The sequence below is a fragment of the Halomonas alkalisoli genome, from assembly GCF_021412585.1.
Classification (GTDB): Bacteria; Pseudomonadota; Gammaproteobacteria; order Pseudomonadales; family Halomonadaceae; genus Halomonas; species Halomonas alkalisoli.
The window spans coordinates 225,327-242,725 of record NZ_JAKCMI010000021.1 but is presented as its reverse complement, the minus strand read 5'-3'; the positions used below and the strand labels follow the sequence as shown (position 1 = coordinate 242,725).

The following is a 17,399-nucleotide window of genomic DNA, read 5'->3' as shown; positions in this document are numbered from 1 at the left end:
TAGATGCATCTCCAATATATTGATATGGCCCCCTGCCCTTCGTGTCGGCGTTCTTCGCTGCGTCACGCAGAAGAAAGAAGTGACACTAAATCCATACAATACAGAAAGAATTCGGCCGGCCAGGTGATGTTTTCGGGGGCGGGGGGCGTGGTTCAATCAGCAACCTTACCCTTCAAACCCAGGAGGTGGAGCATGGCATCCGATACCCTGACAGAGAATGTGCTCGAGACGATGGCTGCGATGCTGCTGACCGGCCATGGCGGCCTCGACAAGCTGGTCTACCGCGACGACGTGGCCACGCCGAGGCCCGGGCCGGGCGAAGTGCTGGTGCGGGTCACGGCAACGGCCAAGAACAATACCGACCGCAAGGCCCGCGAAGGGCTCTACCCCACCAAGGAGAAGGGGGAGGTGACCTCCTTCGCCATGGGCGGTTCGCCGACGCTGACCTTTCCGCGCATCCAGGGTGCCGACGTGGCCGGCCGCGTGGCGGCCGTGGGCGAAGGAGTAGACCCCCAGCGTATTGGCCAGCGCGGACTGCTGGACTTCAACCTCTACCCCGACGCGCGACGCGACATCAACCTGATGCCGGACTACTACGGCCACGGCGCCGACGGTGGCTACGCCGAGTACGTTGCCGTGCCGTCCGACCAGTTCCACCACGTGGCGAACCCCGAGCTTGCCGATGCCGAGCTGGCAGCCATGGGAATGTGTTCCTACCAGACCGGCTACCACATGATGACCTCGGCCAAGGTGACGGCGGGCGAGCGGGTGCTGGTCAGCGGCGCCAGTGGCGGCGTGGGCACCGCGCTGATACAGCTGTGCCGTATCGTCGGCGCGATTCCCTATGCCGTGAGCCAGCCCGACAAGGCGGACGCGCTGCTTGCGCTGGGCGCCGAGGCGGTGATCGACCGCGGCGACCTGCCCACCTTCGTCGACCGGGTGCTGGAAACCACTGGCGGTGCCCCGATCGATGCGGTGATGGACCTGGTCGGCGGCGAAATGACGGATCGCTTCATCGATACCATGATCGTCGACATGAAGCGCCGTTCCACCTACCCACGTCTCTCCATCGCCGGAGCCAGCGGGGGTAACCTCAGCGAAATCATGTGGACCCGGATCTACCTATACCAGATGCAGATATTCGGCGTCTCGCACGGCACCCGTGAAGAGGCGGAGCAGCTGGTCGCATGGATTCGTACCGGTCAGCTAAAGCCGGTGCTGCATGCGGCCTTCAAGCTCTCCGACCTGCACGAGGCCGAAACCTACTTCGTCAATCGTGGCAGTAATTACCTGGGCAAGATCGTTATCGTGCCCGACTCCCAATGGGCCGAGCACGGCGCACCCTACGCACTCGAGGAGAAGGCATGAGCCACGAACTGACGCTGCGCCTGATCGATACCCATGCCGGCGGCGACGTCAGCCGGATCGTGATCGGCGGCATCGATCCGCTGCCCGGCGACACGGTGCGGCAGCAGATGGAGTATCTGGAAAACGACGCCGATGGCCTGCGCCGGCTGCTGCTGGACGAACCCTACGGCATTCCCGAAATGTCGGTGGACCTCATCGTTCCGGCCACCGACCCCAGGGCCAGCATGGGCTACATCATCATGGAGGTGATGGGCTACCCCATCTACTCCGGCTCCAATACGATCTGCACGGCCACGGCGCTGCTGGAGAGCGGCCTGATCCCCAAGCGGGAAGGAGGCCAGCGTTTCATGCTGGAGTCGCCGGCGGGGCTGGTGCAGATCGAGGCGCGCGTCGAAAATGGCGTGGTGGAGGCCATCACCTGTGGCGGGCTGCCCAGCTACATCGACACCCATCGCGCCACCATCCATGTGCCCTCCGTCGGTGACGTGACCTACAGCATCGCCTATAGCGGTGGCTTCTACGCCCTGGTGGATGCCGCCGAACTGGGCTTCTCGCTCAAGCGCGAGGAGGAGCGGGCGCTGGCCGAATGTGCCCATCGCATCGTCGAGGCGATCCAGGCCCGCAGCGGCTTCTCCCACTACACCCTGGGCGATGTGGGGCCGCTGCCCTTCCTGCACTTCATGGGGCCGGTCGACCAGATCGCCGACGACTTCTACCGCTCGCGCTCGGCCACCTACGTGCATCCCGGGGTGATCTGTCGCAGCACCACCGGCACCGGTACCTCGGCCCGGCTGGCGCTGATGCACTACGAAGGCACCATCAAGCCCGGTGATCGGCTGGAAACCGTCTCCCTGCGGGAAACGGGTTTCATCGGCGAGTTCGTCTCGGCGCGCGAGGCCGGCGGCAAGCATCAGGTGGTCGAGAACACCATCACCGGCAAGAGCTACGTCCTGGCCCGTTCGGAGATCGTGGTCAACTGCGAGGACCACATGGTGGAGTGCGGCAGCCTGCATCATATCCTCAGCAGCCGTCACGGCTGACAGCGGCGGCACCTGGGGACGCCTGGGGTGTTCATGGCTGCACTCGCGCCTCCAGTGCCGCCAGATAGGCGCGTATTCGCGCGGCGTTGGCACCTACGTCGCTGCGACCGATTCGCGAGGCGGAGCGCATATCCACCCGGGTGCCGCTCTCGCTTTCACGCAGCCGGATCGCCACGTCGTCCCTGAAACCGAACCAGGTGGTGACGGCAACGGCCTCGATCACGTCATCGCTGACACCGACCAGTTCCCAGCCGGAGGCATGGACTTCGGCCACGGCGGCCTCGAAGGCATCGTCGAGGGAAATCGGCAGCTCCAGCGGCTCGATATCCGGATAGGCCTCGCGCTGTTGCCGGGCGAATGATTCGCCGGGGTACTCCACGGCATTGGGCGCCGCTTCGCGGGCTTCCACCAGCGCTGTGAAGGCCGGCGGATCCTCGGTATCGGTAGTGATGTCATGGATCGGTGGCACTGCCCGGGCCTGCTGCAGGTGCATCAGCGGTACGATCAACAGTGCCACGGCGCCAACCAGAGCCAGGCCGCCGGCCATTGCCGGGCGCAACCGACGGCAGAGGGCGGCCATCACCAGGGTAATCAGGCCCAGCCCGACCGCTGCAAAGGCGGCGTAGGCCCCATAACGCAGCATGCCGAAGGCACCGCTCAGGCCGAGCCATTCCAAGCGATAGGCGGGGCCCGCTGTGCCCATCAATAGTGCCGCAAGGCCAAGCAGGATAAGGGCGAGCAGCGCCGATACCGCCGGCCACCGCCCACCTCGGCGTGCTGAGTGCATAGTGCTTTCCTCGCCATTGTCATGCTGCATCGTTCAGGATGCTCCGGTCTGCGCCAATTCATCCTACGCTATGAAAAGCTGTCAGTGAGTCTCGCTCTGCTGCCTGGTGGCAGCAACACTCGTCTTCGCGAGGCTCGCTGCTAGGGCCTATACCGCCGTTGGGTGGCGTTCGGGCGCGCTATCGCTTCGACCCGCATAGCCTGGACGTGATCGCCGAATGAGTAGACCTCTGGGCCCCTCAACTCTGAAGAGCTGAGTCAGGCATCGTCACCATAGGCGTGGTACACCTCGTCGAGCAGCCAGGTCTGGAAGGCATCCATGGCGGGGCTCGGGGAACGTGACTTGAGTCGCGTGATCCAGTAGCTGCCCAGCGCGGCATGGATGTCGAAGGGCTGCACGATCTCGCCGTTGCTCATCTGGCGGGCAAACATTCGTGGCGGGGCGAGGGCCACGCCAGCGCCCTGAGCCGCAGCTTCCATCATCGCCAGTGACGAGTCGAAGGTAACGCCATGGGTGCGTGCCGGTGGTCGTGATACGCCTGCGGCGGCGAACCAGTGCGTCCATTCGTTCTCGCGGTAGGAGCGCAGCAGGGCGTGGCGGGCCAGGTCTACCGGCGTGCGAAGGGTTTCGGCCAGGCGGGGGGTACACAGCGCAGACAGCGGTGCATCGAAGAGCCGCTGTGCCTCGAGCCCGTGCCAGGCGCCATCGCCGAAGCGAATGGCGTAATCGAGCCCCTCGATGGCCATGTCGACCCGGTTGTTGTGGGTCGACAGGCGCACCTCGATCAGCGGATGACTGGCCTGGAAGCGTGCCAGGCGTGGCAGCAGCCAGCCCACCGCGAAGGTGCCCACCGCCCCCACGCTGAGAATGTCGCGGACCCTGCCGCCCTCGAGCCGCTCTAGCATGTTGGCCATGCGGTCGAAGGCGTCGCGCATCACCGGCAGCAGCGCCTCGCCCTCGGCGGTGATCATCAGCCCGCGGGGCAGGCGCTTGAACAGTGCCGTGCCCAGGCGCTCCTCCAGCAGCTTGACCTGGTGGCTCACCGCCGCCTGGGTCACGTTCAACTCGTCGGCGGCACGGGTGAAACTCAAGTGGCGGGCCGAGGCCTCAAAGGCTCGCAGGGCATTCAGTGGCAGATAGGGTCTCGTCATTAGCCCAAGCTCAGTTTATGGCTCATGCAAGATATCATGGTTTGTAGCGGCCGCCAGGCCTTCGCTAATCTCCCCTCCGACGCGTGGCTTAACCCTTGATGACCGAACCCATGACGAGCGGATGGAACCATGACCCCAAGACCCTTGAAGCTAAAAAAACTTGCGCAAAGGACAATGATGGCTGGCGCTCTCGTGCTGGCCCTGACACCCTTCGGCGCCGTGGCCGATGCCTGGCAGGAGCGTGCCGACTGGAGCGAGATCTTTAGCGCCAACGACGCCATCGGCACGCTGCTGGTGGTCGACAAGCGCGACGGGGCCACCACGACACTTGTGCATGATGCTGAGCGTGCCCGGCAACGCTTCGTTCCCGCCTCCACCTTCAAGATTCCCCATACGCTGTTCGCCTTGGATGCCGACGTGGTGCAGGACGAGTTCCAGGTATTCGCCTGGGACGGTATCGAGCGCAGCATTCCTCACTGGAACGCGGACCAGGACCTGCGTTCCGGCATGCGCGGCTCGGCGGTCTGGCTCTACCAGCGTTTCGCCAGGGAGCTAGGTGAGGAGAGGGAGAAAAGCTATCTGGAAGCGATCGACTACGGCAACGCCGATATCGGCGACGACGTCGAGAACTTCTGGCTCGAGGAGGGCATGCTGGAAATCTCGGCCGAGGAGCAGATCGAATTTCTCGAGCGGCTCTATCGCAACGAGCTCCCATTCGACGAGGCGGATCAGCGCCTGGTCAAGGATCTCACGATCACCGCCGCCGGTAGTGACTGGATCCTGCGCGGCAAGACCGGCTGGAGCGGTCAGCTCGGCTGGTGGGTCGGCTGGGTGGAGCGTCCCTCCGGGCCAGTGTTCTTTGCTCTTAACATGGAAACGCCCAATCGCATGGCCGACCTGCCCAAACGGCAGGGAATAGTCAATGAAGCGTTGCGCACCATCGAGGCACTGCCCCACGAAGGCTGACAGGCTGATATGCGAATATCGGTCAGAGCGCCGCCTCGCGATCCAGCGGGAAAGAATTTGCCCTGAAGATTTAATGAAAGGTATCGATTGGTGACAGAGTGGCTTCTTTTGCTGACGTTTTGCTTCGCGCTTCTTCTGTATCGCCCTTGGGTTGCGACCTATCTTGTAAAGGTAGTTCTTAACTCTAGGAGGGAGTGCCATGAAAAGGAACGTTATGAAAAGAACACTACTGGCTATTGCTATCGGTGCGATTTCCGCCGGCCTTGCAGGCGGAGCCCTGGCTCAGGACGCCGAGGACGAAAACGAGCTCAACGGTGATGCGCCAATGACCGAAGAGCAGCCCGAACAGATGATGGAGGAGCCCCAGGATCTGGACGCTGAAGGCGAAGATGTCGAAGACTATGACGACATGGAAGCCGACGACTTGGACGTCGATGAAACGGCCGACGACATGGACACCGAAGGCATGGAGGCCGATGAGCCTCCCGCGACCGATGCCGACGATGCATTCGATGAAGCAGGGCCTGCCGAGGCCACGCTGGATGAGTCACTTGGCTCCATGCAGGTCAGCGAACTGGAAGGCATGACTGTCATCAATATGGAAGATGAGGAGATCGGCGATATCCAGGACGTGGTCAAGCATAACGACACCGGCGATCTTCATGCGGTTATCACCGTTGGTGGCTTCTGGGGCATGGGTGGTACGGACATCGCCCTGCCGCTGTCCGAAATGCTGCTGGAGGACGACCAACTGGTGTTCCAGCAGACCTATGGTGAAGATGAGCTGGAAAACACCAACGAATACGACGAGGAGCGCTACAGCGAAGTGGATGACGATTTGACCCTGTCGGAGGCCTGGGGACATAACTAATCGTGTGAGATAGCCACACAGCCAGGCAGCACGGATCAGCTGTGAAGGAAACTTGAAGGTACCGGGAAAGGCAAGGCCATTGCGCCTTGCCTTTCTTTTTTGGCAGCAGGTACAACCGGTCGTCCTGGCGCGGTGGGTCGGTTTCCATGGAATCTGTCAGACTAGGGGCATGACTGACCCGAAGAGAGTGAAGAGGAGCATATGAGCGAAACCACCAAGCCCTGGGCCCAGCCCATGCCGGAGCGGCAGTTCACCCTGATGCAGCAGATTCTGGATGCCCCCAGCCCCGTGGGGTTGGAGGGCGCCATGACCTACGGTGTGCTCAAGCCCTATTTCGATACCTTTGCCCCCGGCGACTGGCATCTGCACCAGTACAAGGGGCATGCCGGCGTGGTGCTGGACACCCACCCCGGCCGGGACGACCTGTTCAAGGTGATGATCATCGGCCACGCCGACAAGATCCGCATGCAGGTGCGCAGCATCGGCGACGACGGCAAGATCTGGATCAACACCGACGCTTTCCTGCCCAATGTGTTGATCGGCCACGAGGTCAAGCTGTTCAGCGAGGACCCCAAGGTGCCGGGCCACTATCGCATCATCCAGGGCGGCACCGTGGAAGCGCTGGGCGCCATCCACTTCTCCGACCCGGCCCAGCGCGAAGGCCGCAAGGGTATAAAGAAGGAGCAGATCTACCTCGACCTGCAGATCCATGGCGAGAACAAGAAGCAGCAGGTGCTCAATCTCGGCGTGCGTCCCGGCGACTCCATCATCTTCGACCGCCCCATTCGTCCCGGCTTCAGCCCCGACACCTTCTACGGCGCCTACCTGGATAACGGCCTGGGCTGCTTCGTCACCGCCGAGGTGGCGCGATTGATCGCCGAGGCCGGCGGCACCGAGCAGGTGCGCGTGTTGTTCGCCATCGCCAGCTACGAGGAGATCGGCCGCTTCGGTAGCCGGGTCCTGGCCGGGGAACTGCGTCCGGACGTGGTGATTGGCGTTGACGTCAACCACGACTACGTGGCGGCCCCCGGTATCGGCGACCGGCGCATGCAGCCACTGGAGATGGGCAAGGGCTTCACCATGTCGGTAGGTGCCATCGCCAGCGAGCAGCTCAACCGCATCATCGAGACCACCGCCCGGGAGCATGGTATTCCCATGCAGCGCGACATCGTCGGCGCCGACACCGGCACCGATGGCATGGCCGGTGTGCTGGCCGCCGTGGATTGCGCCGCCACCTCCATCGGCTTCCCCATCCGCAACATGCACACCATTTCCGAGACCGGGAACACCCAGGATGTGCTGGCCGCCATCCACGTGCTGACGCACACGCTCCAGGCGCTGGATGCCTTGCCGGACCCGCACCGCGAGTTCCTCGACAACCACCCGCGCCTCGATGAGGCATCCCGCCTGGCACATCAGGGCTCAACCAAGCCCGGCGATGAGAAAAGCGCCAGCGGCGAGAAATGCGGCGGGCAGGGCAGCGTTGGATAGAATAATCCCGGCTAGCACAATGTTTGGCAAGACGATGTCGGGCAAGACGATGTCGGCCAAGACAATGTCAGCAAGCAAGCGTGGTTATCAGGGTAGTTATCAAGGGTGATTATCAAGGACATTGGCAATGGAGCAGGCAATGGTAGCGAGAAAGGGTAGGTTGGCGGGGATGGCGGTGCTGCTGGTGTTGGCGGGGCTTTCCAGCCAGGCACTCTGGGCTCACGCCCATGTCATCGACAAGCAGCCCGCCGATGGCGCGTTGCTGGAACAGGCGCCCGAACAGCTGGAGCTTCAGTTCGATGCGCCGATTCGTATCACCCAGTTCGATGTCAACGGCCCACAGGGGCAGGTCGCGCTGAGCGAGAGCCCGACAGGCCCGCTGGCAGAGCAGCATGCCGCTGTGCCCGCCGCTGCACTGGACGCGGGTGACTACCAGGTCGTCTGGCGCGGTATCGCCGAGGATGGGCACGCCATGTCGGGCGAATACCGCTTCACGATTCAAGAATAGCCATGAACGGTTTGGCCTTGGCAGGCCTCGACCCCTGGACGCTCGGCCGGGTCCTGTCCCTGGCAGGATTCTATGGGTGTGCGCTGCTGGCAATGGGTGGCGTGCTGTTTCGTTTCGCCTTTCCCTCGCTGCCCGCGCGGGAAACGGCCAGGCTCCAGCGCAGCATCCTGATCGCCGCCTGGACGGGTATCGGGATGTTGCTGCTGCTCTGGTTGCTGCAAGCCGCCTATCTGGGTGGCGGCAACTGGGCGGCGGCCTACAACCCGGTATTGCTGGGCATCGTGGGTGACGGCGCCCAGGGTGATCGGCTACGCCTGGCGTTGATCGGGCTGTTGCTGCTGCAAGCCAACCTGCTGGACGGCCAGTTTCAGCGGTTGCGACACGGGCTGAGCGTGGCGGGTATCGGGCTGGTGCTCCTGGCTTTTGCCCAGGTGGGCCATACTCGTGGCGCGCCCTGGCAGAGTGTACTGCTGATGCTGCACCTCAGCCTGGCCGCCTTCTGGGCCGCGGCGCTGATGCCGCTATATCGCCTGGCCAGGAGCGGTGAGCCTGCGGAATCAGCGAGGCTGCTGCTGCGCTTCGGCTCCCTCGGCCTGTTGCTGGTGCCGCTGTTGCTCATCGCCGGCGGCAGCCTGGCCATGTGGCTCCTGGGGGGACGGCCCGCCGCGCTGATCGACACACCCTACGGCCAGTTGCTTTCGGTAAAGCTGGCACTGGTGGCGCTGCTGCTGGGGCTGGGCGCTATCAACCGATGGTGGCTGGTGCCCGCCGTGGCGCGAGAAGAGCCGAAGGCCGCCTACCGGCTGAGCCGCAGCATCGCCCTCGAAGCTGGGCTGATGGTGATGATCGTACTAATGGCATCCCTGTTGCTGACCACCTCATCGCCGCCAGGGTAACCAGGAGCGGCCAACCCGAGACATGATCATGAGAGCAGAGCCCAACGATTCTCCTCTGGCAGGTCGAGTCCGCAAGGTGCTCGAAACGGGACCCGAGGCGATGCTGCCGATGACCTACCAGCAGCTCGCCGAGGCGCTGGGCCTCAAGCCCCCGCGCACCATCCAGCGCATCGCCCAGGCACTGGAAACCCTGATGCGTGAGGACGCCGAGCAGGGGCGGCCCTTCATCGCGGCGCTGGTCGTCAGCCGCCGGGGCGAGGGACTACCTGCGCAGGGCTTCTTCGACCTTGCCGTGGAACTGGGGCGCTTCCCGGCGGATCCGGGGCAGCACGAAGCGGCCTATCGGGAGGAGTTCAGGCGGGCGATGGCGGCACGTGGTTAGTGTCGGCGCACCCTAGCTGATGCCGCCTGGGGCCAGGGGCATTCGAGGCGATGATAGAGATCACGGAGTGGCCGGGGTTGGCTTCTCGACGGGTGGAATGGAGGGTGGAAGGAAGGGTGGAAGAGAGGGGGGCGGAGACGTCGAATGGCGTTTCGTCGTGGTGTACATGGTCATCACGAAGGGAGATGTCATCACACGCAGCAGCGCCGAGTAATCGAGGCCGAAGCGGATCTCCGTGCCGGGTGGCAGGCGGTGTTGCGTTTCCAGCACCAGATGGTCGCTGCTGGCGGCGAGCACACTGACGCCCTGTGGGGGGGCCAGGCCATCCGGGTCGACGTCCTGCCGCCCGATGGAGGCAATCGTCTGAATGATGGTGCCGCGCTCGCCTGCCTGCGTCGGTGCGCCGAAAGCAGCCTCGCCGGTTGCACCGCGTGGCACTGTCGGCTTGGCCAGTGACTCGATGACGGACACCACCAGGGTGAAGGCATCGGTGTGCAGGCCGTTCAGGGGTATTCGCGTGAGGGGGTCGCAGCCCAGCAGGATCGACTCGCCGAGCCGCAGGTCGTTGACTCGGCCAGCGGGCGCTGCGATGGCCCAGTCGAGATTGGCCGAATTGCCGCCGGAAACGAGCGGCAGGTGCTGGCCCAGCTCGTCTTCGAGCCGGTTCACGAGCGCAGAGAGCTCGCCCATGTTGTCGGCGCTGGGCACGACGCCAGCCCGGCAAGCCAGGTTGGTGCCTAGGCCAGCGAGTGCCACATGAGGCGTGAGCGATATGTGTCGGGCGAGGTCGAGTGCATTCTCTGGCAGTACGCCCTCGCGCAGGTCGCCCAGCTCCACCATCAGCACCAGGCCGTGGACCACTCCGCGCCTGCCCGCCGCCGCCGACAATGCCTCCACGACATCACGTTCGCTCACCTGGCTGAGGCTGGCGCAGGCCACTGTTCGGTCGGCCTGATCCGGCGTGGGCGATCGCAGCAGCGTCAGCGGGGCCTCTATACCCGCATCGCGAAGCGCCTCGAGGTTTTCGAGGCGCGAATCACCGAGACGCACCACGCCCCCCGCGATCATGGCCTTCGCCACCTCGGGCGAGCCTAGCGTCGCCTTGGTGACGCCGGTGACGTCGATGCCGCGGCCTGACAGTTGGGTGACAAGTGCGCGAGCGTTCTCCTCGATCTTGGTCAGGTCGATTTCAATGCGAGGGCAGGTCATGCCATGGCCAGTTGCTTGCCTTCCTTGAGTGCGGGAAAGGCTGCGGTCACCATTGCGACCAGTGCCGTCGGCTCGTGCCACAGTGCATCGGTGGCGGGAAGGCCGAGTTCGGCATCGTAGCGGGCGATGGCCGCCGTGACCTCCGCCCGGGTCATGTCCTCATGATTGATGGTGATGCCAATGACCCTGGTCTTGCCGAACCGTTCGATGAGCTCGATCTCCGATAGGGGGGAGGGCATGCGCACCTGCGGGTAGTCGCTGAGCATTCGGCGGGCCGGCGCATGCTGCATGATCACGGCCTGTGGCCGGCTTGCGCGCAACACCACCGTCGAGCTCAGGTAGGCGGGGTGACTGAGGGCACCCTGGCCCTCGATCACGATGACGGCAGGGTGCTCGCCTTCATAGGCGGCGAGCACCGCCCCTTCCAGTTCGCCGACACCGAACTGAGCGGGGATGGCATCGAGTGCGACGCCATAGGCGGCGCCTTGCATCAGGCCGGTCTGCCCTGTCCCTACCATCACGGTGTGAATCCCGGCATCGTTGAGTGCCTGGGTGAGCAGCGTCGAGGTGGTGCGCTTGCCGATCGCGCCATCGGTGCCCAGTACGGCGATGCGTACGCAATCGACGCTGTCGATCGCACCATCGAACATGCGCAGATGCTTGGTGGGGCGAGGCCGGCGGATATCATGCAGCGCAACACCGCTGGCGAGTGCAGCCGCCGAGATTTCCGGGTCGTCCGCGAGGAACTCGTGCAGGCCGGATACCACGCCGACACCAGCCGCCACGGCCGCCAGCACCACCGCGCGGTCCGCCTCGGACATCAGCCCCGACAGCGGGGCAAGCCCGAAGATGAGCACGTCGGGAAGGGTATCGGCCGCTGTGAGCGCCGCCGACAGATCGGCCACGATGGGGATGCCTGCCGCCGCCTCGCCCAGGGCGGTGCCCGCGTCTTCGCCAGTCAAGGTGCTGTCGATGACGGAAAGGATGCGATACCGCTCGCTGCTGCGCACCAAGCCGTTGGCTGTCTTGCCATCGATACGCGTGAAGTTGTTCTCGCAGTACACAACGGCTGATTGACGGGCATCATCGGGCGGAGTGGCGGAGTCGAGGATGGCTTGAAGGGAATCAGGAAGCATGAATCGCAAACCTCAGGTCTGGACCCAGAGGAGGCGACAGGAAGGTCCCGGCCGAGGCGGCCGACAGTCAACGAGAGGTCCCCACCAAGATCAGTGGATGTACGTCAGCATACACAGATCGGGGGCCGGCGTATGTTCGTCAGCGCACAATGGTCGGGCTCAGGCGTATGTCCTGGTTTCACGGGTAGCGTCCCCGCCTGGTGCGGTGATTCAGGCGGGGTGCGCTGAAGGCCCCGCAATGCGGGGCCAGGCATGATCCAGGGTTACAGAGATCTGTAGTGTGGAGATCAGTGTTGCGGAGGATAGGGGAGCGACGAGTGATGAAGCCTGATGCGCAGTTTCTCTACCCCTGATGTCGCCCCTCAGGCGTTCGGGGCTGCCGTGCCCGGTCGATAAGCGTCAGGAAGAAGCGCCAGCAGGGGGCAGTTCCGCCAGCAGTGGCTCACCCGCCAGGATTTGCCGCAGTCGAGTGACGAGGATGTCCACGATGGCGTCATTCTCACCCACCAGCCGGGTGGTGGTGGCGCTCAGGCCGGGTGCTCTGGCCATGGCCTGTTCGCAGATCTCTGCGATGTCGCCGCCTTCGCCGGCGTGGCGGCCGGGGGAGAGGAACAGCATGGAAAGGATCACGTCGCCGTGAGCCATGGAGGGAGAGGCGAGCAGGTCGACCAGCAGCGGCTCGTTGAAGCGGTAGGCCTCGCCGTCGCGGCGCTCCATGGAGGCAAAGGTGACGCAGCTGGCCTCATCGGCCAGCAGCACGCTGAGCTGACCGGCGAGATAGTTGCGCACCGCCGTTACCTCCGGGATCGGGCTGCCGTGATCGACCAGCACCACCTTTGGCTGCGACAACCCCGCCATCCTTTCGCGCACGTTCTCAGCCAGCAGCTGCGCCAGGCGCAAGTCCACCGGCGCCTGGCTGTCGACCAGCGGCAGGGCCACCTTTACACCCAGCTGCGGGTAGCTGGTCTGTACTTCGGCCAGGCGCTCAGGAAGGTAGTGGGTCAACGCCTGACTGGGGCCGAAGAAGAACGGCAGGATGAGCAGCTCGGTCACACCCTGTGCGGCTAGCCGCTCTGCCAGCGGCCCCAAGGTCACGGCCTTGTGGCCCTCGAGCTTCTCGGGGGGGATCTTGTAGGAGTGCAGCAGCGAGGTGGCCTCCACCGCCTCACCGGTGGCCTGGCTCAGGGCATGGGCCAGGCGACGCAGGTTGAGCGTGGCCTGGGGGCGCAGGGAACCGTTGTCGACGAGCAGAATCTTTCGCATGAAGGTCTCTTGGCTGGCGCAAGGCGGGCTGCCGCTGCGCATGGCGGTGGGCTTATCACACTACCCGGCGGGACCGTGGGTCAAGTGGTCCATCTTTACCAGGCTCGGCTCGCACCATTATTCGGCTCATCATGTGAGCCGAAGTGGCAGTACGGCAGCAGTGCCATCGTCAAATCATTGAGCGTCTTGTGGTATGGCCGCGAGGTCCATCCAGAATGGCTCCCATACATGACCGTCGGGGTCCGCCAATGCACGGCTGTACATGAAGCCATGATCCTGCGGGGCGTTGATGTCCCCTATGCCGCCGTTGGCGGTGGCCGCCTCGTTCATGGCATCCACCGCTGCGCGGTTTTCGCAGGAGATGGCCAGCATTACCTCACTGGAATCGGGCGCAGGGATCGGGCGGTCGGTGAAGACGCGCCACTTGGCATGGGTGAGCAGCATCACGTGGATCGCCTCGCTCAACACCATGCAGGCCGCCGTCTGGTCGGTGAAGTGCGGGTTGTTGGTAAAGCCGAGCGCCGTGTAGAACGCCATCGACTTCTCGAGATCGGCAACGGGCAGGTTCACGAAGATCTTGCGCGACATGGTGGGGCTCCATCGGGCCAGGGGCTGGTGTGTTCTCTCTCCTGTATCGGATAGGCTGGGGCGGTTTCGACAGGCAGCAATGACAATGGACCGCAGAATGAAAGATACTAAGCAGGTTAACTATCGACACGCATTCCGCGAGGCGACATGAACCCCACCATCGAACTGTTGAAATCGCACCGCTCGATTCGCAAATTCACCGACCGGAAGATCCCGCACGAACTGCTGCTCGAACTGATTCGCGCCGGCCAGGCTGCCGCGACGTCGAGCCACGTCCAGGCCTACAGCGTCATTCACGTGAAGAACCCGGCTAACCGCGAGTTGATCGCCGAGCTGGCAGGCGGCCAGTCCTATGTCGCCACCGCCTCCGATTTCCTGGTGTTCTGCGCCGACATGAAGCGCCCCACAGAGGCTTCCGAGCGCACCGGCGCCAATGTCGTGCGCGGCATGACCGAGCAGCTGCTGGTGGCCAGCGTGGACACCGCGCTGATGGCCCAGAACGTCGCCATCGCCGCCGAATCCGAGGGGCTTGGCATCTGCTACATCGGTGGCGTTCGCAACAACCCCCAGGCCATCAGCGACCTGCTGCGCCTGCCGGAGCAGGTCTACCCGGTGTTCGGCATGTGCCTCGGCTACCCGGCCCATGAGCCCGACGTCAAACCGCGCCTGCCGGTGGAAGCGATCCTCAAGGAGGATTACTACACCGACGACAGCGAGCTGGTGGCGGCCTTCGACGAGGCCATGCAGACCTACTACGGCCAGCGCAAAGGCGGCAACAAGGATACCAACTGGTCCAGGAACCTGACCCCGCTGTTCGACAGCAAGCTGCGCGCCCATATGCGTGAGTTTCTGACCAAGCGTGGCTTCGAGATGAAGTGAGGCATCCAAAGCTCAATCGGAGGCGGCATGGAAGTGCTGACGCGGGACATCACCACCGAGTTGCCGATCGGCGTCATCAGCGATACCCACGGGCTGCTGCGCCCCGAGGCACTGACGATGCTGGAAGGCTGCGAGCTTATCCTGCACCTGGGCGACGTGGGCAGCCGGGACGAGGACGCCGCCATCCTCGAGCGGCTGGCGGAGTTGGCACCGGTGGCGGCGGTGCGTGGCAATATCGACACCGCCCCTTGGGCCGAGGCGTTGCCGCTGACGCTGGATGTCACCCTCAACGGCTGGCGCCTGCACCTGGTGCATATCCTGCAGGAATTTGACCCGGCCACCCCCTGCGATGCCGTGCTTCATGGCCACTCCCACAAGCCGCGTCACGAATGGCAGGGCGGCCACCTGCTGTTCAATCCCGGTGCGGCTGGCAAGCGCCGCTTTCGTCTGCCCATCACCCTGGGCAAGCTCTGGGCTGACGAGCGTGGCCTGCGCGGTGCCATTCTGCATCTGCCGCTCTGCTAAGCCCTGGCACCTGGGCAAATCGCTTTCCGCAATAATGTCCAAGCCTTCGCCTGGGGCTGGGCCTAAGCTATCCCTGTATGCCGTTCAGGGAGGCGCGACATGGCGAATCAATCCAGCCAGTTCGACTATTACAAGAGCCGGCAGGTGCCCGGACTGACAGTGCTCCAGGCGTCGCTGAGCGACTTCAGCTACGACCGCCATGCCCACGAGGAGTATGCCTTCGGCGTGACCCTCTCCGGACGGCAGGACTTCTTCAGCAGCGGGCAGTTCCACCGCAGCCCGCCCGGCAACGTCATTCAGTTCAACCCGGATCAGGTGCACGACGGCCACCCAGGCGACGACACCACGCTGGGCTACGTGATGATCTATGTGCCCTCCGCCCAGCTCGAAGCCTCCTTTGCCGATGCGGCAGGGTGCGAGCGTGCCGCCGAGTTCCAAGGCAGCGAGACTCTGCTGGCTGATCCTGAGCTGCGCCACGCCATTCTCGATCTTGCTGGTCTCATGATCCACCAGCAGGGCACGCGCATCGATCAGGAGCACGCCCTGCACCGCATGGCGACGCGCCTGGTACAGCGTGCCGGCAAGTTCCAGCCCGGCGGCAGGGTGAGCCGGCCCGATGCGCTGCTGCTGCGCGCCAAGGAGTATGTGCTCGCCCACCTGGAGTCGGATCTCTCGCTGGATGAGATCAGCCAGGCCGCCCACCTCTCGAAATATCACTTCCTGCGCCTGTTCCGGCAGCAGTTCGACATCACGCCGCACCAGTACGTATTGAGTTGCCGGGTCAATGCCGCGCGCAGTGCCCTGGAGGCCGGCGTGGCGCCTACCGAGGTGGCCTTCCGCTACGGCTTTACCGACCTCAGCCACTTCAATCGTCGCTTCAAGCGCATCTACGGCAAGACGCCGTATCAGTACCAGCGCAGCGTCACCTAGCAGTACTGAATCCCGGACGCTCGGCCGCTCATCCCGTACTACCTACCGGAGAGTCTCCATGGAGATCGTCGCCTATGCCCTGGGCGTCATGTACACGCCTGGGCCTGTGAACCTGCTCGGCCTGAACGCCGGGCTCAATGGCCAGGCAAAGACATCGCTTGGCTTCTTCATCGGCGTGGGACTGGCCATGCTCACGCTCTTCCTGCTGTTCGGCTGGGCCGGGGCGGCCTGGGTGCGCGGCGATATGCTCGCCGTGGTGGGGGTAGTGGGCTGCGGGTACATTCTCTACCTGGCGGTCAAGATTGGCCGTTCGAGCATCGACTTGGGCAAGGTGCGCGAGCCACCTCGCGTGCTGAGCTTCCGCGATGGCCTGATCATGCAGCTCTGCAACCCCAAGGCCATGATGGCGACCCTGCCCATCGCCACCATCCAGTTTCCCGCCGCCGGCATTCACGGTGTGCCCCTGCTGTTCTGGTCGCTCGGGCTGGCAGTGCTGGCCTTCGGCGCCCCCGGCAGCTACGCGCTGATGGGCGCCGTGGTCGGCCAGCGCCTCGAGAATCCGAGGCTACTGAAGGGCTTCAGCCTCGCCATGGCCGGGCTGCTGGTGTGGGTCGCGATCACCATCGGCTACGAGCACGTGTGGCTCCCGCTGGCATCGGGCGGGCTTTGAGATCTCAGCCACACCTACTCATCAGAACGTCCAGGCTCCTCACGGTCACAGTCGTAGCGCTTCATGTGGGGAAACGGCGGCAGCCAGGACTCGCGGCGGACGGTCCAGCTCTCGTAGGTGGGCATCAGTTGATCAGGCTCATCCAGGGTGCCCAGGTGCACTTCGATCTCGTCTCCGGTGCGTGCGAAAACGGATGAGCCGCAGCGGGGGCAGAAGAATCGCCCGGCGTAGTCGCGCGTTTCGCCCTCTATCGTCACCGCATTCTCGGGGAACACCGCGGAAGCGTAGAAGAGCGCTCCATGGTGCTTGCGGCAGTCGAGACAGTGACAAACGCCGACCCGGCAGGGGCGACCCGTCGCCACGATACGTACGTTGCCGCAAAGGCAACCGCCCGTGAATCGGTCCATACAGTGTCTCCTCGAACATGGCCTCGCCAACGCAGATAACCCACTGAAAGGGATCGGCTCCTTTCATGCTCCTGCATATGGTGCCAACCGGGCTCCCGGTTAAAGCAACCGGTAACAAACGGATGCCTATGTGTGCCGTCGTACAGAGGGCCGGGATGCGGTGAACTATAATGAATGCATCTGACAGGAAGGCGGAAACGCCCCATATTGGCTCGCCTTATCCACCCTTTCTACGAGAAAGCGCTGTTCAGTAAGTATCACTCCCACTTCCTGGTCAGAACCATCCCCAATCATAGCTAGCGCACTAGCTAGCCTGCCTGGGAATTCCTCGA

19 protein-coding genes are annotated in these 17,399 nt (G+C 64.0%); 12 read left to right on the top strand and 7 right to left on the bottom strand.

The genetic code is table 11. From position 1 onward, the window contains the following. The first annotated feature begins 192 nt into the window (after positions 1-192). Together LY622_RS07585 and LY622_RS07580 are read left to right on the top strand one after the other, a co-directional pair. Positions 193-1,368 carry an alcohol dehydrogenase catalytic domain-containing protein gene (locus tag LY622_RS07585; protein WP_234290337.1) on the top strand — a complete coding sequence of 392 codons (1,176 nt, stop codon included), beginning with the start codon at positions 193-195 and terminating at the stop codon, positions 1,366-1,368. Further along, positions 1,365-2,408, top strand: a complete 1,044-nt coding sequence (locus tag LY622_RS07580) for a proline racemase family protein (RefSeq protein ID WP_234290336.1) — start codon at positions 1,365-1,367, stop codon at positions 2,406-2,408. The genes LY622_RS07585 and LY622_RS07580 overlap by 4 nt, the downstream gene beginning before the upstream one ends. A gap of 31 nt (positions 2,409-2,439) precedes the next feature. Here LY622_RS07580 and LY622_RS07575 read toward each other — a convergent pair whose 3' ends face one another. Then, positions 2,440-3,195, bottom strand: coding sequence for a DUF1499 domain-containing protein (locus LY622_RS07575; RefSeq protein ID WP_234290335.1), 756 nt, complete (start codon positions 3,193-3,195; stop codon positions 2,440-2,442). Positions 3,196-3,452: 257 nt separating this feature from the next. Further along, positions 3,453-4,346, bottom strand: a complete 894-nt coding sequence (locus tag LY622_RS07570; protein ID WP_234290334.1) for a LysR family transcriptional regulator — start codon at positions 4,344-4,346, stop codon at positions 3,453-3,455. Between the two features lie 177 nt (positions 4,347-4,523). On the opposite strand from LY622_RS07570, the gene blaOXA reads away from it, so the two are divergent. The 6 genes from blaOXA (at position 4,524) to LY622_RS07540 (ending at position 9,460) form a co-directional block, all read left to right on the top strand. Beyond that, positions 4,524-5,312: a class D beta-lactamase gene (blaOXA, locus tag LY622_RS07565; RefSeq protein ID WP_234290333.1), complete on the top strand. Its 789-nt coding sequence runs from the start codon at positions 4,524-4,526 to the stop codon at positions 5,310-5,312. Between the two features lie 199 nt (positions 5,313-5,511). After that, positions 5,512-6,183: a PRC-barrel domain-containing protein gene (locus tag LY622_RS07560; protein WP_234290332.1), complete on the top strand. Its 672-nt coding sequence runs from the start codon at positions 5,512-5,514 to the stop codon at positions 6,181-6,183. 201 nt (positions 6,184-6,384) lie between these two features. Then, a complete protein-coding gene (locus LY622_RS07555; protein WP_234290331.1) occupies positions 6,385-7,674 on the top strand; it encodes a M20/M25/M40 family metallo-hydrolase in 1,290 nt (429 codons plus the stop codon). 139 nt (positions 7,675-7,813) lie between these two features. Then, on the top strand, positions 7,814-8,182 hold the full coding sequence (locus LY622_RS07550) for a copper resistance CopC family protein (RefSeq protein ID WP_234290330.1): 369 nt from the start codon (positions 7,814-7,816) through the stop codon (positions 8,180-8,182). Positions 8,183-8,184: 2 nt separating this feature from the next. Then, positions 8,185-9,078 (top strand): CopD family protein, encoded by an 894-nt coding sequence (locus LY622_RS07545; RefSeq protein ID WP_234290329.1) that lies wholly within the window; start codon positions 8,185-8,187, stop codon positions 9,076-9,078. A 22-nt stretch (positions 9,079-9,100) separates the two neighbouring features. Next, the gene (locus LY622_RS07540) at positions 9,101-9,460 is read left to right on the top strand and encodes a hypothetical protein (RefSeq protein WP_234290328.1); all 360 of its coding nucleotides are present in this window, start codon (positions 9,101-9,103) and stop codon (positions 9,458-9,460) included. Between the two features lie 60 nt (positions 9,461-9,520). On the opposite strand, the gene LY622_RS07535 is transcribed toward LY622_RS07540, so the two are convergent. The 4 genes from LY622_RS07535 to LY622_RS07520 form a co-directional block, all read right to left on the bottom strand. Beyond that, the gene (locus LY622_RS07535) at positions 9,521-10,669 is read right to left on the bottom strand and encodes an alanine/ornithine racemase family PLP-dependent enzyme (protein ID WP_234290327.1); all 1,149 of its coding nucleotides are present in this window, start codon (positions 10,667-10,669) and stop codon (positions 9,521-9,523) included. Further along, positions 10,666-11,805: an N-acetyltransferase DgcN family protein gene (locus tag LY622_RS07530; protein ID WP_234290326.1), complete on the bottom strand. Its 1,140-nt coding sequence runs from the start codon at positions 11,803-11,805 to the stop codon at positions 10,666-10,668. The genes LY622_RS07535 and LY622_RS07530 overlap by 4 nt, the downstream gene beginning before the upstream one ends. Before the next feature lie 399 nt (positions 11,806-12,204). After that, positions 12,205-13,068, bottom strand: coding sequence for a sirohydrochlorin chelatase (locus LY622_RS07525; RefSeq protein WP_234290325.1), 864 nt, complete (start codon positions 13,066-13,068; stop codon positions 12,205-12,207). A 174-nt stretch (positions 13,069-13,242) separates the two neighbouring features. Further along, a complete protein-coding gene (locus tag LY622_RS07520) occupies positions 13,243-13,656 on the bottom strand; it encodes a VOC family protein (protein WP_234290324.1) in 414 nt (137 codons plus the stop codon). Between the two features lie 147 nt (positions 13,657-13,803). Here LY622_RS07520 and nfsA point away from each other — a divergent pair, with 147 nt between their 5' ends. From nfsA to LY622_RS07500, 4 genes are all read left to right on the top strand, one after another. Further along, on the top strand, positions 13,804-14,535 hold the full coding sequence (gene nfsA, locus LY622_RS07515) for an oxygen-insensitive NADPH nitroreductase (protein ID WP_234290323.1): 732 nt from the start codon (positions 13,804-13,806) through the stop codon (positions 14,533-14,535). A 27-nt stretch (positions 14,536-14,562) separates the two neighbouring features. Further along, positions 14,563-15,060 (top strand): metallophosphoesterase family protein, encoded by a 498-nt coding sequence (locus tag LY622_RS07510; RefSeq protein WP_234290322.1) that lies wholly within the window; start codon positions 14,563-14,565, stop codon positions 15,058-15,060. Between the two features lie 99 nt (positions 15,061-15,159). Further along, complete coding sequence (locus LY622_RS07505) at positions 15,160-15,990, top strand: AraC family transcriptional regulator (RefSeq protein WP_234290321.1); 831 nt, start codon at positions 15,160-15,162, stop codon at positions 15,988-15,990. A gap of 58 nt (positions 15,991-16,048) precedes the next feature. Then, entirely contained in the window at positions 16,049-16,660 is a 612-nt protein-coding gene (locus LY622_RS07500) for a LysE family translocator (protein WP_234290320.1), read from the top strand. A gap of 14 nt (positions 16,661-16,674) precedes the next feature. On the opposite strand, the gene LY622_RS07495 is transcribed toward LY622_RS07500, so the two are convergent. Next, complete coding sequence (locus LY622_RS07495) at positions 16,675-17,067, bottom strand: GFA family protein (RefSeq protein ID WP_234290319.1); 393 nt, start codon at positions 17,065-17,067, stop codon at positions 16,675-16,677. Positions 17,068-17,399: the final 332 nt, after the last annotated feature.

Excerpts from the sequence above, each read along its gene's own strand:
- LY622_RS07505 (WP_234290321.1), top strand. The coding sequence starts at position 15,160 with ATGGCGAATCAATCCAGCCAGTTCGACTATTACAAGAGCCGGCAGGTG.
- LY622_RS07550 (WP_234290330.1), top strand. The coding sequence starts at position 7,814 with ATGGTAGCGAGAAAGGGTAGGTTGGCGGGGATGGCGGTGCTGCTGGTG.
- LY622_RS07510 (WP_234290322.1), top strand. The coding sequence starts at position 14,563 with ATGGAAGTGCTGACGCGGGACATCACCACCGAGTTGCCGATCGGCGTC.
- LY622_RS07570 (WP_234290334.1), bottom strand. The coding sequence starts at position 4,346 with ATGACGAGACCCTATCTGCCACTGAATGCCCTGCGAGCCTTTGAGGCC.
- LY622_RS07535 (WP_234290327.1), bottom strand. The coding sequence starts at position 10,669 with ATGACCTGCCCTCGCATTGAAATCGACCTGACCAAGATCGAGGAGAAC.
- LY622_RS07545 (WP_234290329.1), top strand. The coding sequence starts at position 8,185 with ATGAACGGTTTGGCCTTGGCAGGCCTCGACCCCTGGACGCTCGGCCGG.
- LY622_RS07500 (WP_234290320.1), top strand. The coding sequence starts at position 16,049 with ATGGAGATCGTCGCCTATGCCCTGGGCGTCATGTACACGCCTGGGCCT.
- LY622_RS07575 (WP_234290335.1), bottom strand. The coding sequence starts at position 3,195 with ATGCACTCAGCACGCCGAGGTGGGCGGTGGCCGGCGGTATCGGCGCTG.
- nfsA (WP_234290323.1), top strand. The coding sequence starts at position 13,804 with ATGAACCCCACCATCGAACTGTTGAAATCGCACCGCTCGATTCGCAAA.
- LY622_RS07520 (WP_234290324.1), bottom strand. The coding sequence starts at position 13,656 with ATGTCGCGCAAGATCTTCGTGAACCTGCCCGTTGCCGATCTCGAGAAG.
- LY622_RS07560 (WP_234290332.1), top strand. The coding sequence starts at position 5,512 with ATGAAAAGGAACGTTATGAAAAGAACACTACTGGCTATTGCTATCGGT.
- LY622_RS07585 (WP_234290337.1), top strand. The coding sequence starts at position 193 with ATGGCATCCGATACCCTGACAGAGAATGTGCTCGAGACGATGGCTGCG.
- LY622_RS07540 (WP_234290328.1), top strand. The coding sequence starts at position 9,101 with ATGATCATGAGAGCAGAGCCCAACGATTCTCCTCTGGCAGGTCGAGTC.
- LY622_RS07525 (WP_234290325.1), bottom strand. The coding sequence starts at position 13,068 with ATGCGAAAGATTCTGCTCGTCGACAACGGTTCCCTGCGCCCCCAGGCC.
- LY622_RS07555 (WP_234290331.1), top strand. The coding sequence starts at position 6,385 with ATGAGCGAAACCACCAAGCCCTGGGCCCAGCCCATGCCGGAGCGGCAG.
- LY622_RS07530 (WP_234290326.1), bottom strand. The coding sequence starts at position 11,805 with ATGCTTCCTGATTCCCTTCAAGCCATCCTCGACTCCGCCACTCCGCCC.
- LY622_RS07580 (WP_234290336.1), top strand. The coding sequence starts at position 1,365 with ATGAGCCACGAACTGACGCTGCGCCTGATCGATACCCATGCCGGCGGC.
- LY622_RS07495 (WP_234290319.1), bottom strand. The coding sequence starts at position 17,067 with ATGGACCGATTCACGGGCGGTTGCCTTTGCGGCAACGTACGTATCGTG.
- blaOXA (WP_234290333.1), top strand. The coding sequence starts at position 4,524 with ATGGCTGGCGCTCTCGTGCTGGCCCTGACACCCTTCGGCGCCGTGGCC.